The sequence below is a fragment of the Winogradskyella marina genome, from assembly GCF_015645385.1.
GTDB lineage: Bacteria > Bacteroidota > Bacteroidia > Flavobacteriales > Flavobacteriaceae > Winogradskyella > Winogradskyella marina.
Window position 1 is genome coordinate 132,165 of record NZ_JADOET010000006.1, and the last position, 16,388, is coordinate 148,552.

Sequence of the window (16,388 nt, forward strand, 5' to 3'; positions counted from 1 at the left end):
TTTAAAAAGAATGCGTTACATTATTTTAAAACAGGAATAATATGCTCCCAATTTAAAGCTGTTGCAAAGTCTAAAGCTGTTTTTCCTGTGTTGGTCTTTAAGTTTTTATCGGCACCTAATTCTAATAAAATGTCTACAGCTATTTTATTTCCCGCAATAGTTTCTGTGTGTAATCTCGTGACTCCATTTTTATCTGCAGCTTTTACAACATCTAGATTAGCTTCAAAATAGTCTTTAGCAGGTTGTTCCATCACTTTGCTCATTGGGTGCTCAATAAGGTTCTCTTCATTGTCTTCCTGCTGATAAGCCACTAGAATATTGTTAGGGTCTCCAAAATCTAATCCCCAAGCCTCATCGTGTTGCTTTCTAGCTTCCTCCGTCATATCAGAACGTAAGACTTGAATGGTATAACCGCCATACGTTTTGCGGTCTATAGCTAGCATCCAATCTGATATTTCTGAAACTTTTCTGGTAACCGTATCGCCTTCGGCAACATTAGTTAATAGGTTAGGTGAATTCATTAAAACACCAGTAATATGTTCCCCATCAAAAGCTATTTCGCTAATCCACATATGTTCTACAGTAGGTTGGTCATCTCCTTCTGCCATTTGTTGAAAAGGAATCTTTACCAACGCTAAATTATGTGCAGGAACCACACGTTTTGCTTCCCAATATAGTTCTCTCCAGAAATAGTTAAACGTGTCTTGTGCTTTGAGATAAGCTGCTTTCATTTTTTCGTTTTGTTTAGCAAAAACGATATTGTTGTCTTGACTCATTGTTTTATTTTTTTTAAGTTTAATTATCGTGATTTAATAAAAGTCGTAATACAAACTCCATTGGTTGGTGTCGTTATTTTTGGCGAACATTAAACTGCCGCCATCAACCACGTTGAAATTTGCCTTATAATCTGATACAATTTGAAACACAAACTGAAAGCCTTCTCCAAAACCATCAGCATCTCCTATACCAGATTGACAAAAAGAGGGATAACCACCAATTTTATGATCGTAAATATGATCTGTGATATCAAAATAATCGTCGATAACTCCTTCGTTTTCTAGCTTTAAAATTTCGGCTTCATCCTCTAGAGATAAACCGCCACCATCCCATAACGGGAAATCATTGTCGTCTAATTCTGCCTGTAACGGAAAAGCATTTATAAACGAGTCTGAATTTTCTAGGTTTTTAATTTGAATATTTTCTAAGTTGCTATATTCTCTTATTACCCAACGGTCTCCCATATCTTCAAAACATTCTGGCCATTCTGCAGAAACAAAAACGGTGATGAGTTTTGTATGCTTAAAACTTGGATGCACGTAAGGCAAATTAGGAAGGTAAAACTGCGCTAACGGAAACATTTGATCTCCGTTTTTATCTAACGGAATGTCTTCATCGTCGTGATAAGCAAAGACTTTACCAATCCAACTTTCTTCAATGGTATTTTTTGGTCTAAAGCCGCCTGTGGTAAATTTGGTAATCGGTTTAGATATTTTATTTTTTAGGTCTTCTACAGTCATTTGTGTGTGTTTTATCCAAACATGGTGCTATCCTCAAAAGTTTTACCATCGTAAGATTGTGCAATTAAATAATGATTCCCAAACATGCCATCTTCATTATAAATGACGTCTATCAAATCTTTGGCGTAAAAATGAATAGCTGTTATCGTTAACTTCTCTCTGAATTCTGGCTTGCTTAACTCTGGATATCCATTGTCTTCATCGGCCCAGTTTTCATTATAATTTTCGTAAAACGCACTTACGATTTCATCTGTAGCTTTGTTCTTTTTATCTTCAAAATCTTCAAAAAATGAATTTCCTAAAGCAATCATGTCCTCTAAACTAATGTCTTCTAAATTAAGGCTGATATCAATTTTTTTCTGATCTAATTCAATTGTTGTTCTATAACAATCTTCACTTCGTGGATCTTTTTTGAGCGTATCTTCTGTTATTTTCATTTTGAATATATTAAATAACAACAGGTTTAAGTTATTGTTAAGTACACTAACAAAGATTAAACTTTCCTTGTGTTTTTAAGTAACGGATTTCAGTGATATTGTAATATGAGAAGCTTTACAAGGTTGCTTTATGCGCTTTAAGACTTTGAATGAGCGAGTCGATACTTTTTAATTTCTCTTCATATTTATTTTTAATAGCTGTTTGCGACACTTCGCTGATTTTATCAGAATCAAAATCTAAAAACTCTACACTTTCTAGAAAGTCAGGAATAGCATCTGCAACATTTGTAGATGACTTTGGTTTAAACAACAATATTGATGTCGGTTCTTCAGTTTCAAATCGCTTAGCAGAGATGGTTTTAAATGTTTCCGATTGAGTCAATGAGAAGGTCTCTTTTGAAATGGTGTAATCATTTAATGCTATTTCTATATTTAACGGAGAGTTATTTCGATAAATAATACCTTCTACAGGTTCTTTGTTTAACAATTCATCTAATGACGACCGTTTAGGCTTTGTTATTTTTACTGTTACGATATCAGTTAAATCACCTTTATCTTCAAAAATATGTTCTGGAAAAATAGAATGGTATATATTATCCCCTTCAATACTAGACCAATTTCCGTCTTCATAATAGAGCTGTAACGGATCGATAACTACAGTATATTTTACCTTATACTGTTTAATATAAGGTTGAAAATCTTCATTCAGGATTTTTAACTGACTTTTATAGAATGACATAGTTTTTAAAGAGCGTTCTGCTTCTTTTTTAGATACTATTTCAGGTAATTTGTTCTTTAATTCCGTGACTGCATCATACATTTTTGTTTCCAAATGAGACGTTGTAAATAACGAATAATCATGTGTTTTACTACCCTTGTTTTCAACAGACGTATTTGTTATTTTTTCTAAAGCAGCGTTTTCTGAATCTAACTCCATATCTACAAAACGTGCATCCGACAGTTGTTTCCCTTGTATTACAAATACTCTAGATGTATCAGGCACCGAAAGCTTTGTTATAACGATAGGATCTTCAATCGTAATTTTTGTCGGTTGCACCTTTAAGACTCTGTTCACGTCTCCTTTTTGATACCTTGGCTCATTTAGTGTATAAATAATTTCAAATTTTAATAGGTTTTTGGGTAAATAGTACTTCGTGTCATTTGGTTCTAAAACCAAATTATCCTGATATAATGCTGAATACGTTTTTTTACTGCAAGAAGAACATAGGACTAAGATTAGCACTATATAAAGTAAAGAGTTTTTCATATTGAATGTGTTTATTTAACAATTCAAAATTAGAATTTACACCACTCTATTTTATCCCTGAAACTAGTGAATTTGATACATACTGAATTCAGGTTAATCTATTATAAAGACCGTTTAAAACAAAAAAAACACATTTTTACAAACGTGCTTTTCTTGCTACATATTACCATAAAGTGTCATTACTTTTATGACAAACATCCGATTCATCTTTATTATAGATCTACCATTTTATAACGGGTTCATCTTTCCAGAAAATCATACGGAAGTCTTCGTAATGATTTGCGGTCCCAATGGTATGATTATCTCTAAGACCTTTGTTTAATTGTAATTTATGAAGCATGCCTGAAGCAGCACCAATCCACAACGTATTCTCATCATCAGAAATGGTCATTCCGGTAATTGTAGATCCTAAAAAGTGTTTCCAAATAGAATTTCCTTTAGTATCAACGGCTTTTATATAACCAAAAGCATCTCCTAAAATATAGAATTCTGAAGTTGAAATACCACAGTAAACGCGCATTCCATCGTCAATAGTGATACAATCTTCACCGGCTTCATAGGCTGGAATATTAATGTTTTCAAAATCAGAAGTGGCTACACCAATGGTAATACCGTTATAAAAATGACACGAATTGGTAATTAACTGTTTATCGTCTTTAGAGAACATACAGAAATCTGGATAAGCAGATTGCGTGCCTATTTCTGTAATTTCTTTACCATTATGATCTAAAACCCTATGGTCATAACATTGGTCGCCAACTACAATGTACTTATTGTCATTAGAAAGCGTTGCATTTTCCATGTCCATATAAGGTTCCCACTCGTCATCTTCAGGATCTGGTAAGGGGTGAATCATATTTTCATCTGTATTTGAAATAATATAAATTCCGTCAGAGGATACTAAGAGCACTTTAAGTCCGTCGTTAAAAGGAATCAATTCTGTAATTCCAATATCTTTTGCTTTATCTAAACGGAATGTTGCAATAATATCTCCTTCCCAACCTTGTGTGGTACTAATGGTGTTATTTGTTGCAATTGCAAATACATTATTTTGTTTCGATTTTCCAACAGCATTAATAGAAGCATCAAGCTCTAAAATATCCTTATTATTAAGAATGTAAGCCTGTCGTTGCTCATAGGCTGTTCCTGTTACAAATATAATTTTCTGTTCATCTATAAATTGTAACTGCATAATACTTTGCCCTTTCTCTTTCATTAATTCAACTAAAGGCGTGTGCGCAGGCGGAAAATCTGCTCTGAATTGAGTCACTGTATTATTCTCATTGGCCGCTTTTAACCCTTGAAAAATCGCTTCGCTTAAATGTCCTCTATCATCCTTAGGTTCTTCGCCTTTCCAGTTTTCCCAACCTTTAGTTTCACCAAATTCAACCATAGCATTGACATCAGTAGCATATTTACGTCCCTGTCGATTCCATTCGTCTTTAATCTGTTGCATATCTTTATTTGTCCTTTCCATGTGTTATGATGTTGAAATAGTGAAACTAATGTGGCTTTATGTTAATTGTGGGCTTAGTGAAATAAGATGGCTGTTTTGTTGATAAGGCTAAATTTAGCAGCATCTAAAAGTGTAGCACAAACCAAGGTTTCCACCCAAAAATCGCCTTTATCTTGTATTTTTTGATTGATTTCCGATAAATTAGAGATGATATCATCTTCGTTTAACTGAATATCTAAGTACTTGGTTAAGCTTTTTAATTCTCTCAACAAATCATAAGAAGACCCAATCATCGCTCCAGGAACAGGATGCTCATCATTATCAAAAAGAACCTCAGGTAATTCTACAGGAAGATAAAAACCTTCTGCATCAGAGTGTGTTAAAAGATGACTAGACATATACGAATAGTGCTCCTCTAAAATAGGATCTTCTCCAGGTTCATCATCGATAGGAAATGGTGTTGGCGTCCAATCCCAATTTTCATTATCTCTATTTTCCCATACGTGTGCAGCAAAACGTTTTAAAAAATGTAAAAACAGATAAGGAAAACCTCCTGAATGTAAAGATGCTCGATCTAAAGTTTCTGGCTCGTGGTGTGGTTCTACATTATTTTTAGCTAAGATGCTATTGATATTTTCAAAAATCACTTTATAAGCCTGATACCCTTCTGGTTCGTTTTCTATAAAGTCTGCTAAAATGCCGCTCGTAATTGCTAATCCCATAATATTGCTTGTTTTATTTTTACATGACAAAATTAGAGCGGAACGTGACGCTTTTTATCACTGAATCTAGTGATAATTTTAAATCGTGAATATTTGCCTTAGATAATTAAGGTCCTAAAACGCACAAAAAAACACGCTAAAAAATAGCGTGTTTTTTAATTAAACTAGTAAAACCCAGCATTAGAAGCCCCTTATCTTTCTATGCCAATTAACCCCCATTATCCCTTACATTTTTGACGTAATAAAAGTTCCATTGTTATCTTCAGCCAAAGTTTGCATAAAATTTAAGTCTGCATCTTCCCCGAAAGCAATGGTATGAATAATAACATCATTTGTATTTCTTTTTTTAACTTCCTCTATTACCGTATTGGGATTGTCATTAGGTAAGCCATCACTCATTAAAACAATTTCCTGAACGTCTTCCGTAGCTATAGCCTGTAGCAAACCTTCTAAGGTATCAGTCCCGCCTTGAGCCGTTAAGTTCTTCACAAATAAATTAGCTGATGTTCGCGCCATATTATCTGCAACCTTAAACGTATTAGATTGTTTTGTAACTGAATTATTAAACGCAAAAACTAGAAACTTTTTCCCATCTGGCAAGCCTTTTATTGCCGGTATTAAATTACGTTTAACAGCCCCTAACTTGGTAGCCTCTTTAGTCACTTGCTTCCCTAATATGCCGCCTATTTTTCCACCAATAGCTTTACTAACTTTGTTTCCTGCTGTATTTCCAACTTCTCTCATCACCTGATCTTCAACAGAACCTTCATCAATACCTTCCATACTTCCTGAAATATCAATGAGGTATAGCGTATTTAACTCTGAAGTTTTAATGTCGTAAAATTCATCGGATGTTTTCACAGCATAGCACGAATGTAATAAAACACACAAGGTTATTAATGTGACAGCTTTGGTTATGGTTTTGAAATCAATCATCAATTAAATTTATTTTAGAGCACAAATTTAACCCTATATCGTATTCGTATAGGCTTGCATAAGAATTTGACGGTAAGTATTTAGGAAATGCCCTACTTGAGAGAGAATTCAACTAGACTAAAGCATCGATATATTCCAACAAACTTTTTTTTCGACTTTGAGACACCGGAATCGCATGGTTTCCATCTAAAACAACTTCTTCTCGACGCTTATGGTAAGATGAAATGTAATTTAAGTTGATAAGAAAACTCTGATGGACACGAAAGAAATGATCCTTCTTTAATTTTTCATCAAAAGACTTAAGTGGTTTAGAAACTAAAATTCGACTTTCATCTTTGAGTAAAAATGAGGTATAGTTGTTGTCGGATTGGGCAAATAAAATATCCTTAAGCTCTACGATATGAATGGCTTCAGAAGTTTTTAAAACCAACTTTTTTGAAGTCGTTTTTTCAGAAACATTATGCATTAACGCTTTTAGCTGACGTTGGTAATTAGTTTTAGTTAAGGCTTTAAAAACTTTATCGATAGCTGTTATTAAGGTTGTTTCGTCATAAGGTTTCAACAGATAATCTATTGCGCTAAACTTAAACGCCTCAATCGCGAATTTGGCATAAGAGGTGGTAAAAATAATTTTAAAATCAATGGTCTTAAAAAGGGCGAGGAATTCAAAAGCATTGCCATCGTCTAGAAACACATCTAAAATTATAAAATCGGGCTGTTTTAATTGTATTGCACTAGCCGCCTCTACAATAGTTTTGGCGTTTCCGATGACATTAATATTGTCATATGCCTCTAAAATGGTTGAAGCATAAGCCAAAGCTTGTGGATCGTCTTCTACTATAAAACAAGAAATTTGTTGTTGCATAAGACGACAAAGATACTACATTTCAATGGTCTTAAAACTTAAAATCACCTTTGTTCCTTGCGTGTCTGAGGTGACCGAAATAGTCCCTTTAAAACCCTTTGAGCTTCGATTAAGATTTTTTAGTTGCTCACGGATGATGGCCATACTCATGGATTTATGTAAGCGTTTCGCCTCATCTTCTTTTACCTCAAACCCTTTACCATTATCTGAAATAGACACATATAAAACACTTTCCTTTTTATAGTAAGCTACCGCAATATGCCCTTCATGATTAGCGTTTAAACCGTGTAAAATGGCATTTTCAACAAAAGGTTGTGTTATTAATGTAGGCAGCAAATCAAAATCCTCGGTAACGGAGTCCGCAACATCAATGCTATAAGTAAAGGCCTTATTGTAATTAAGTAATTGTAAATTAAGGTAAGATTCTAAAGCTATTTTATCATCTTCAACACTAATAAAATCCTCATCTGATTTTTCTAAAACAAGCCGAATTAATTTTGCATAACTCGTAAGATAGGTTTTAGATTTTTCTTTATCATTTTGTTGAATAAAATTTTGAATACTTTGCAAGGCATTAAATAGAAAATGGGGATTTAACTGTGTTTTTCTTAAGCGTTGCTGTAACAAAACTTTATCCAGCTGTTGTTTCATTTTGTAATTTTTAAACCCAAAATAGCCTAATACAGCAATCAATATCGCAAATAGTCCTAATGCTAATAGTAGATTATGTTGTTGCGCAATGGTCAGTGCTTGCAATTTGTTTTCTGTGTCTAATACAGTAATACGCTGCGCTTTTTTTTCAGATTCATATTTTTCTGTGAGTTCCGCTACCTTTTCCTTTTGATGGGCCTCTACAATAGAATCCTTTATCTCGTCTTTTAAATCGGCATAATACAAGGCCTTTTCATTCTTCTGCAAACCTTGATACGAAGCTTTTAAACTATTATAGATATGAGGCTTTAAATTAATTTCCGCCCCTACAAGCGCACTATCTAAATATCGTATCGCCGTTGAAAATTCTTTTTTCTTTAAATAGGCATAACCAATATTATTATAGGTTTTACTTAGCGTATTAATCTTGTTGGATGCTTTTTTTAAGCCGAGCGCTTTTTCACCATAATATATAGCCTTGACATAATCCTTAACTTCTGTAGAATAGTATAAGGACAAATTGGTATAAATGGTTGCTAACACTTTAGTCGCCTGAAGTTCTAAGGCCAATTCTTCGGCTTCAAATAGGTGTTTTAAGTATTTTGAATATTCCTTCTTACTGTAATAAACACTCGATAAATTCACCAATACTTGAAGCTTTATACCAGTATTAAAGTCACTTAATTCTAAGGCTCTTTCAAAATAAATCTGGGCATTTTTAAAATTTTTTAAGGTTGCATTTATGGTCCCGATATTAGAGTAAGTACTCACTAATTTTTGAGAATTTGCCGTTTGCTCTAAAAGTTCTGCAGCTTGCATAAACAAACTTAACGCAGCTTCAAAATTTTGTTCGTAATACTGAATCGTTGCTAAGTTATGTAACGCTAAACCTTTAAAACGGTTAGACAAAGGACCCGCTATCATATTATGAAGAAGAGCTTCCGATTTTGAAAAGTCGTTTTTCAATATATAAAGTCCACTTTTTTGTAAACGTCCTTGGGCTAATAAGGTGTCGTTTTCTAAAGTTGTTGCAATTTTTAAAACCTTATTGACGTAAAGAAACGAACTGTCAATTTGAGTTTGTGCTAAAGTTTTAGATCGCTCTAAGAGTTCAGCAATTTCATTAGGAGTGTTTTGTGAATATACATAAGATCTTCCACATAGAACGAAAAGCAATAGTATATAAAAATACCCCATCCCACCTGTAGACATTCTGCTTGTATAATACGTAAGTTTAAAGCCAATGCTATACGTTTTGACTGCCCGATGGGTCATAACTTAATTAATTTATAAAATTCTATACTAGTGAACTTACGTTTTTAACCTTCTGCACATACACAAGCTTAAAAAAACCAAGATTCATTTCAGTGGTCAAAAAACTTACAACCACTCCGCTTCAATCCCCATCTGCTCAAACTCCTTATAAGCTTCATCGGTAGCATAACACAAAGTTACTTTTTTTAAGTTAGGAAATTGCTTGGCATCTATAGCGGTTTTAATATCCCAATACTCCACATCACCACCAGAAAACGGAGATAAATTCATATAAATATCGTTTCCGCCGTCTTGGTAAAAATCGGTAATTTCGGAAGCTAAGCGTTTTGGTATCGGTAGATCTTTAAAATATTGGGTGACTTCCGCAATGGTTTCGTAACCTTCTTCATCAATATCAATCTCACGACCTTGAAACCAATCTGCAAATTCATACAGATCAAATACAGGTTGCATCAGTTCTTTCATATACATCAACTCTTCAATTATAGATAATTTAAACCCAAAATCTACAAACGTCAGGACTTCTTCTTCTAAAGGTTTTATGATGTATTTATCTTTAGGAATTCCAGCGCCACGTACATAAGGCGTGTATTCACTAATTTCAATAGCCTCAGTTTTTTCGCTTCTTACAGCAAACCAAGCACTAATGTCATTGACTACCAATGCACCACTTCTATCTCCTTTAAATAATTTAACGTGCTGCTGTTTATGCGACTTATAATACTGTACAATATCCTGATTGTTAAAATAAAATATACCACCAAAAATTTGCTTCGGACTAAATTCATAGCCCTCCAATTTTAAAGCTACAGTTATTGATTCTGCTACCTCTCTATTTTTAGAATAGGCCAAAATTCCTAAGTCGTCCCAAGTAAAAACCGTCGTATTTTTTCCTTCTGTAGTTCTGTAATCTTCATTCAAACACGCTTTTAACTGTGTTAACGACACTGGAAATGTGATGGTCTCTGAATTAATTTGAAACCCTTTTGAGGATAAATGTAATGCAATCATAAGCTAGTTTTTAAGAGTTTCAAAAGTAAGTTGCTTCTTGAAATAAGTAATGCCTGTATTCCGTGATTTTTTCGTGGTGAATAAGACTAACTCAATTAAATAGTTTCCATCTGAAATTAAATATCACAGTTTTCAGGGATAAAAACCAAGAGGACATAATTTAACTTTGTGGAAAACCTTTTTTATGGAAGATAATACCAAAACGGCTGCGTTTTTAGAATCTTTAAAACGCAACAACGATAAAATAAGAGACGATCGTGCCAATGCTATTGCAGAAGATGCACAATTAATGTACAAACGTGAAACCGAAGATTTAGCCCTGGCTTTAAAACGTTTAAAACGTGAACAAGAAAATATGCTAGATATGAGCCCGACAGATGCCAACAGTTTGGTTCTGGCGTCTGATTTTGATGCGAGAGATTATGTGGCAAAAGACTTAGAAATGTCGGTTAAAATAAGAAACTTAGAAATTAAATTAGAATTAGCCAAAAAGCGTTATGCGCATTTATTTGGAGGCACAATAAACGAATTATAATTATGGGAGGAGGAAGATTTAGTAACGATGCTTACAAACGATTAAGAAAAATAAAAGATTACGGCAATAAGTCTAGAGAAGAGATTTTTACCTCTAGAGAAATAGATCCAGAAATGGATCCAACAAAAGCCATAGTTAGAGAGTCTAGAGACTCTGAAGAACATCCGGAAACCGTATCTATTATTGTAGCCTTAGATGTTACTGGTAGTATGGGCTTTGTACCAGAACATATTGTTAAAGAAGCTTTACCAGACCTTATTGGCTCTTTAATGGAAGCCGGAATTGAAGATCCGCAAGTCTTATTTTTAGGGATTGGCGATTTTATTTATGATCATGCGCCGTTGCAAGTCGGGCAATTTGAATCGTCTGCAGAATTGCTTGACCGCTGGTTAACGCGCGTTTATTTAGAAGGCGGTGGCGGTGGAAACAATCAAGAAGGGTATAACTTGGCACATTTGTTTGCTGCGCGTCATACTTCGATTGATTGTTGGGAAAAAAGACAACAAAAAGGCTTTTTATTTACTATTGGAGACGAGCCTGTTTTCCCTACTATTCCTGCTGAAATTATTAAAAGATATACATCCGTAGACGAAGCAGAAACGATAACTACAGAAGCTATTATTGCAGAAGCTCAAGAAAAATATAATGTATTTCATATGCATTTGGAGCATAACGAATGGGCAAAACAAGAAAGTCGTAAAGGAAACTGGAAAGTACTTTTAGGTGATCATTTTATTGAGATCCCGGACTTTAAAACCGTTGCTAAACGTATTGCTAATGTGGTAATTGAAAACCATAAACCTTATAATGCTTCAGCAGATACCAACACCGCTTCTGATAGTACAGAAGTAGAAAACATGTTGTAATGTCAAAGTGTAGTTTAGTTATAGATTTAGGATTTGGAGATGCTGGAAAAGGCTTAACAACCGATTTTCTGGCATCGCAACATCCTGAAGAAAGTCTTGTCGTTCGGTTTTCGGGCGGACACCAAATTGGGCATACTGTAAGTACAGAGGCACTAACGCATACGTTTAGCAATTTTGGATCAGCGACTTTATTAGGCGTACCAACCTATTATTCTGAACATACTACCATCTTCCCTCCTGCTGTTTTAGGCGAAGGGGAATTTTTAAAAAGTTACCAGCCCAAATTATATTTCCATCCGTTAACGATGGTCACTACATTTTATGATATTGCTTTTAATAGAGCGATTGAAAAGCAACAGCATCACGGCTCTTGTGGCTTAGGTTTTGGAACGACCATTGCGAGACATAAAGCTGAAGTTTACCTATATGCAAACGACTTACAGTTTGATTGGGTTTTAAAACAACGTTTAGAAAGTATCAAAAACTACTACGAAACCTGTTTAGAAAGTCAACCAAAAGCTGTACAAGACTATTATAAAAACGAGCTGAAAGATTATAACGAAGCCTATTTTATGGAAAGTTGTTCGGCCATACAAAAGTTTTACAGGATCGCCTCATTATCTGATTTAGCAGACCAGTTCGAGCATTTTATTTTTGAAGGCAGTCAAGGCATTTTACTCGATACCCAACACGGTTTTCATCCGCATACCACGTGGAGTTATACCACATCTAAAAATGCGATTCAGCTTATCAAATCACATTTAAAATCGATTTCAGAAATTGATATTTATTATGTGACCCGCTGTTACCAAACGCGTCACGGCAACGGCCCAATGGCAGAAACCGAAGCTGTAATCCTTCAGAATAATGAAAATGAGGCGAATGTCACTAACGAATTTCAAGGCGTATTTAGAACACAAGCTTTAGATGCCGAATTACTGAATTACGCCTTAACTTGCGATGCCATTCATCATCAAGATTTACAACGCAACAAACATCTTGTAATAACGTGTTTAGATCAATTACCTTGTTTTTCTTATAGTAATTTACTTCAAAAAATAGATTGTATATTCAATACGGTATATGGAAGTTATGGGCCAAAACGTCAAGATATTAAGAGAATTTCTCTAAAATAATTTGTATTCATTTTTTTCAAAATCACTAGTTTCAGTGATAAAAACAACAATGTTCCAAAGTACCTTAGCATTCTAAATTTACAAGCGCAAATGGCCAATCACATAGCATATTCAGACGAGTTTAAGGATTTACAATGGACAGATTTTAATTTTGAAACCATTCAAATCGATACCTTTCCAATACTTGAAAATCCAGAACATTATAGTAATTCTTTTACGTTTAGAGATTCACTTTTAGAAGCTATTGAAAAAGCGTCTGGAAAGAAATTATTAAGCCTCATTTTTATTACACCAGATCATGAAACCATTCATAATTTCTATGGTGTTGCGTATTTAGAAGACAAAACTGTTTTCACTGTTGAAATAGAAAATACTACAGCATTTGAAGCGTGGTTTACCGTTATTCATGATGAACAGCACAAAAGTGCTACAGTCTATAATTTTAGTGATAATGGCTATAATTCGCAACCCACTTCAAACTTAAAAGACATTACGTTTTCAGAACATACAGGGGCTTTTATAAATAATTTTATTCCGAATGCATTTATAGCGGAACAATTGGCCAAAGAGAAAACCGATTTTCTAGCACCACATATTCAACTTGATGCAGAAATAGATATGAAAGCCTTGGTCGCCTCTTTTATCGGTTTAATTTCAGAAAAAAGATTAACGCTTCATCCACCTACAAATAACGAGGCTATTTATGAAGCATTTGAAAAGGAAGCCGGATATCCGTTTCCGCAGATAATTAAAGACTATTTAAGCCTTCATAACGGTATAGACCGTTGTGCCATAATGAGTGCTCAAGATATTTATGAAGAATGGAAACAGTGGAAAGATATTTACGACGATTGGACGCAAGAAGAGTTATTAGATACCTATTCTACTAACGAGGGAAAAACATTATTAATGTATACTACGTCGTATTGGATTCCGTTTTTTGATTTAGAAAATGGTAATTTTTTAGCTTTTGATTTTGCGCCTAATACCAAAGGAAAAGCAGGGCAAATTATTCGTTTTGGTGCTGATCAAGAAATTGGATATATCGAAGCCGACGACCTTGTTTCCTTTTTTGAAAGCTTAAGAGGACCAGAAAGCGAAATTGAAGACAACGAATGGTTTTATATCGCTCAATAACCTTGATAGAAACCTATTAATTTTGAATACCACTCAGCATATGTCTGCCATTTTTAAAACACATATCATCCCAAATCTAAAGCTTGATACTTTAGAAACTTCAGAAACAAAAGCCATACATCAGGTTTTAGAACTATTGGAAGCTACAGATACGGATGCTTATAAAAACATACAAAGTAATAGTGATTTCAGCGGAATTACTACTAATTTCACAACGCAAGTCGCGCAACACATTTACTTTCATCCTAAACGCTATACCGACACCACAGAAGGGATTACTTTTGTCACTGCTTGGTTGCCTTTATTAAATGAAGGCATTTATCCAGATGAAAAAAGTGTAAACAAGCTAGTTGAATTTTTGACTTTTAATCTAGGCTATTTTCAGTCGGAAGCTTTTTCTGAAGCAACAGAACAGCAACTCTTTCAAGTTATAAAGATTTTGGCTAAAAGCCCTTCCGAAGCCGCATTGCCTATCGCTCAGTTTTTAATACTACGTATTTTTGATATTCGAGATGTGTTGAGTTCTGAGTATTTAATTCAGAATTGCTTAAAACACAATTTACTTTCCGGAACCTATGCCGTAAAACAAGACGACGATACTATAAGTACGTTTCCTTTCACCATAGATTCCAACTTTATTAATTGCTTTTTTGAAGGGAATTGGGAACTGTTTATTCACAAATTCCATCAATTATTACCGGTTGGTCGTGTGTATGAGAAATCCGCATACGATATTATGACACCTTGGTTCAGTAGTGATTTGGCCTCTTATTATGAAGTCAACCCAAACCGTGCTTTGAATGCAACTGAAGCTTTAAAGGAACGTTTAATTTGGGCAGATGCTCAAAGTGACGCCCTGTTACACTTAACAACAGCCGAAGGGAACTACCCGTTAATCCAAGCATTGGCGAACAAAAAATGGGATTCTGGAGATGTATTATTATTCAATACACGAGATACAAATATCCCGAAGCGACAACAAGATGCAGGTTATAATAATTTTTTAGAGTGGTTAATTGCCGATAGTGGTGCCAACTTAAACTCGGAAGCCTTTAAAGATTATGGTATTAAAATTTTAAGCGAAAATACCGCTAACAATTTACCTATAGAATGTATTCCGTTTTGGTTTCAAATAGCACATCCGCAAACGGGATTTAAAAATCATTCTGAAACCTTCAATTCTCTTTTTTCTAAACTATTTTTAGAAGATGACAGTTTCGGTTTACTACCCACAATGCGACATAAAGGCGAAGATGTTCAGATTACAGGATCATTTGTAATTCGCACCATAGCGCAATCGCATTCAAACGTATTGCTTTGGTTTGAACGTTTACAAATGGATGGTCTAAAAAACCCTTTAAATCAGTTTTTAATTAGAGCCTTATGCGATGCTGGTGAAGCATTATTAGAATTATTCCCTGCAGAGGAGCAAGAAAAATTACAACGCTTTTTATTAACTTTAGCTTATTCATCTCGGGATGCAAGCGCTGTTGTTAGAGCAAAAAATATTCCGCTTATAGCAGAAGCCTTAGGATTTTTATGTGTGGAAACAGGAAACTTTACGCGTGTTAATGAAATTTGGGCCCTTAAAGATTTAGATGCCAATGCGATTGAGGTTTGTAACCAATTTGCACGTAAGCATTATATCAACGAAAACCGTCCGCTAACCCTAAATATTATTCAAGCTTGGTTTAATTATTTAGGCGATTATTATTACAGTGTAACCAAAGAAGCCGTTTGGGTTCCCGAAGCTTTAACCACCCAAGGTGAGCGTGTGGCGCAATACTTTAACCTTCAGAATGAAGATGTAGGTTTCTTTTTAGACCGCTTGGTAAACCGCGTGCTTAGTTTTCATAAACGTTGTAAAAGTAAGGAAGCATCTAATCCTATTTTTAAAACTATTTCCGCAGATATAGAAGTCTTTCTAATTGATTTTCTAGGCAAGTTAAAAAATGAAAAACTTCATCTAAACACCATCACGCATCTATACGAATATAGTAATAGTGACGATTCTCGTTTCAGTAGTAATGATGCTTTATACGACCAAATTGAAAGTTATAGTCAGTTTGTTTTAGAAACTGAAGCTGCTGAATTAGAAGAAGCCACAGAACAAGATGCTGAGGAAACTCAAGAATCAGAATCCGCAGAGGAATTCGTAAATGCTGTTCCTTCTTCAACGATTGATATAAATGCTATTGAAGTGAATCAGCATTATATTGAGGCGCTACTCACCAATTTAGAAACCTATAAAACGGCAGGTTGTGAAACCGAACTGTTAAACTTTTTCAACACGCATATCGAAGATTTAAAAACGTGGTTAAGTAATGATGATACTGGTTTAGAAATGCGATTTGGTCAAACCCTATATATGACTTTATTAGATGTCGATTTAGCACCAGGAACCCCATTAGAAACTTACGGTAACCTTAGCAAAAACATATTTGTACACTTGGTAAAAGGCAGCAATTTAGCGAACTCTTACGCTATGGGATTAAAAGCGATTTCAAAGTCTGGAGCCTATTCAGACCCACTAGCCAATGCATTATTGCAAGTGGCGGACCAATTAAATGCTTAACA

The 16,388-nt window shown here is 34.5% G+C and carries 15 protein-coding genes; 5 read left to right on the top strand and 10 right to left on the bottom strand.

Going from position 1 to position 16,388, the window contains the following annotated elements; genetic code table 11:
* Positions 1 to 20: 20 nt before the first annotated feature.
* The 10 genes from ITJ86_RS08935 to ITJ86_RS08980 form a co-directional block, all read right to left on the bottom strand.
* Positions 21 to 776: a DUF2314 domain-containing protein gene (locus ITJ86_RS08935; RefSeq protein ID WP_195871291.1), complete on the bottom strand. Its 756-nt coding sequence runs from the start codon at positions 774 to 776 to the stop codon at positions 21 to 23.
* A gap of 33 nt (positions 777 to 809) precedes the next feature.
* Positions 810 to 1,517, bottom strand: coding sequence for a DUF1963 domain-containing protein (locus ITJ86_RS08940; protein ID WP_195871292.1), 708 nt, complete (start codon positions 1,515 to 1,517; stop codon positions 810 to 812).
* Positions 1,518 to 1,528: 11 nt separating this feature from the next.
* On the bottom strand, positions 1,529 to 1,954 hold the full coding sequence (locus ITJ86_RS08945) for a DUF2262 domain-containing protein (RefSeq protein ID WP_195871293.1): 426 nt from the start codon (positions 1,952 to 1,954) through the stop codon (positions 1,529 to 1,531).
* 115 nt (positions 1,955 to 2,069) lie between these two features.
* Positions 2,070 to 3,221: a hypothetical protein gene (locus tag ITJ86_RS08950; protein WP_195871294.1), complete on the bottom strand. Its 1,152-nt coding sequence runs from the start codon at positions 3,219 to 3,221 to the stop codon at positions 2,070 to 2,072.
* 220 nt (positions 3,222 to 3,441) lie between these two features.
* The gene (locus tag ITJ86_RS08955) at positions 3,442 to 4,698 is read right to left on the bottom strand and encodes a hypothetical protein (protein WP_195871295.1); all 1,257 of its coding nucleotides are present in this window, start codon (positions 4,696 to 4,698) and stop codon (positions 3,442 to 3,444) included.
* Positions 4,699 to 4,751: 53 nt separating this feature from the next.
* On the bottom strand, positions 4,752 to 5,399 hold the full coding sequence (locus tag ITJ86_RS08960) for a hypothetical protein (RefSeq protein WP_195871296.1): 648 nt from the start codon (positions 5,397 to 5,399) through the stop codon (positions 4,752 to 4,754).
* A 225-nt stretch (positions 5,400 to 5,624) separates the two neighbouring features.
* Positions 5,625 to 6,335, bottom strand: a complete 711-nt coding sequence (locus ITJ86_RS08965) for a vWA domain-containing protein (protein WP_195871297.1) — start codon at positions 6,333 to 6,335, stop codon at positions 5,625 to 5,627.
* Positions 6,336 to 6,447: 112 nt separating this feature from the next.
* The gene (locus tag ITJ86_RS08970) at positions 6,448 to 7,200 is read right to left on the bottom strand and encodes a LytR/AlgR family response regulator transcription factor (protein WP_195871298.1); all 753 of its coding nucleotides are present in this window, start codon (positions 7,198 to 7,200) and stop codon (positions 6,448 to 6,450) included.
* Between the two features lie 15 nt (positions 7,201 to 7,215).
* Entirely contained in the window at positions 7,216 to 9,126 is a 1,911-nt protein-coding gene (locus ITJ86_RS08975; protein ID WP_195871299.1) for a tetratricopeptide repeat-containing sensor histidine kinase, read from the bottom strand.
* Positions 9,127 to 9,231: 105 nt separating this feature from the next.
* Complete coding sequence (locus tag ITJ86_RS08980; protein ID WP_195871300.1) at positions 9,232 to 10,137, bottom strand: DUF6892 domain-containing protein; 906 nt, start codon at positions 10,135 to 10,137, stop codon at positions 9,232 to 9,234.
* A gap of 184 nt (positions 10,138 to 10,321) precedes the next feature.
* On the opposite strand from ITJ86_RS08980, the gene ITJ86_RS08985 reads away from it, so the two are divergent.
* The 5 genes from ITJ86_RS08985 (at position 10,322) to ITJ86_RS09005 (ending at position 16,386) form a co-directional block, all read left to right on the top strand.
* Positions 10,322 to 10,672, top strand: coding sequence for a hypothetical protein (locus tag ITJ86_RS08985; RefSeq protein ID WP_195871301.1), 351 nt, complete (start codon positions 10,322 to 10,324; stop codon positions 10,670 to 10,672).
* Between the two features lie 2 nt (positions 10,673 to 10,674).
* A complete protein-coding gene (locus ITJ86_RS08990; RefSeq protein ID WP_195871302.1) occupies positions 10,675 to 11,538 on the top strand; it encodes a hypothetical protein in 864 nt (287 codons plus the stop codon).
* Complete coding sequence (locus ITJ86_RS08995) at positions 11,538 to 12,674, top strand: adenylosuccinate synthetase (protein WP_195871303.1); 1,137 nt, start codon at positions 11,538 to 11,540, stop codon at positions 12,672 to 12,674. The genes ITJ86_RS08990 and ITJ86_RS08995 overlap by 1 nt, the downstream gene beginning before the upstream one ends.
* Positions 12,675 to 12,764: 90 nt before the next feature.
* The gene (locus ITJ86_RS09000; RefSeq protein WP_195871304.1) at positions 12,765 to 13,811 is read left to right on the top strand and encodes an SMI1/KNR4 family protein; all 1,047 of its coding nucleotides are present in this window, start codon (positions 12,765 to 12,767) and stop codon (positions 13,809 to 13,811) included.
* Positions 13,812 to 13,833: 22 nt separating this feature from the next.
* Positions 13,834 to 16,386: a hypothetical protein gene (locus ITJ86_RS09005; protein WP_195871305.1), complete on the top strand. Its 2,553-nt coding sequence runs from the start codon at positions 13,834 to 13,836 to the stop codon at positions 16,384 to 16,386.
* Positions 16,387 to 16,388 lie beyond the last annotated feature (2 nt).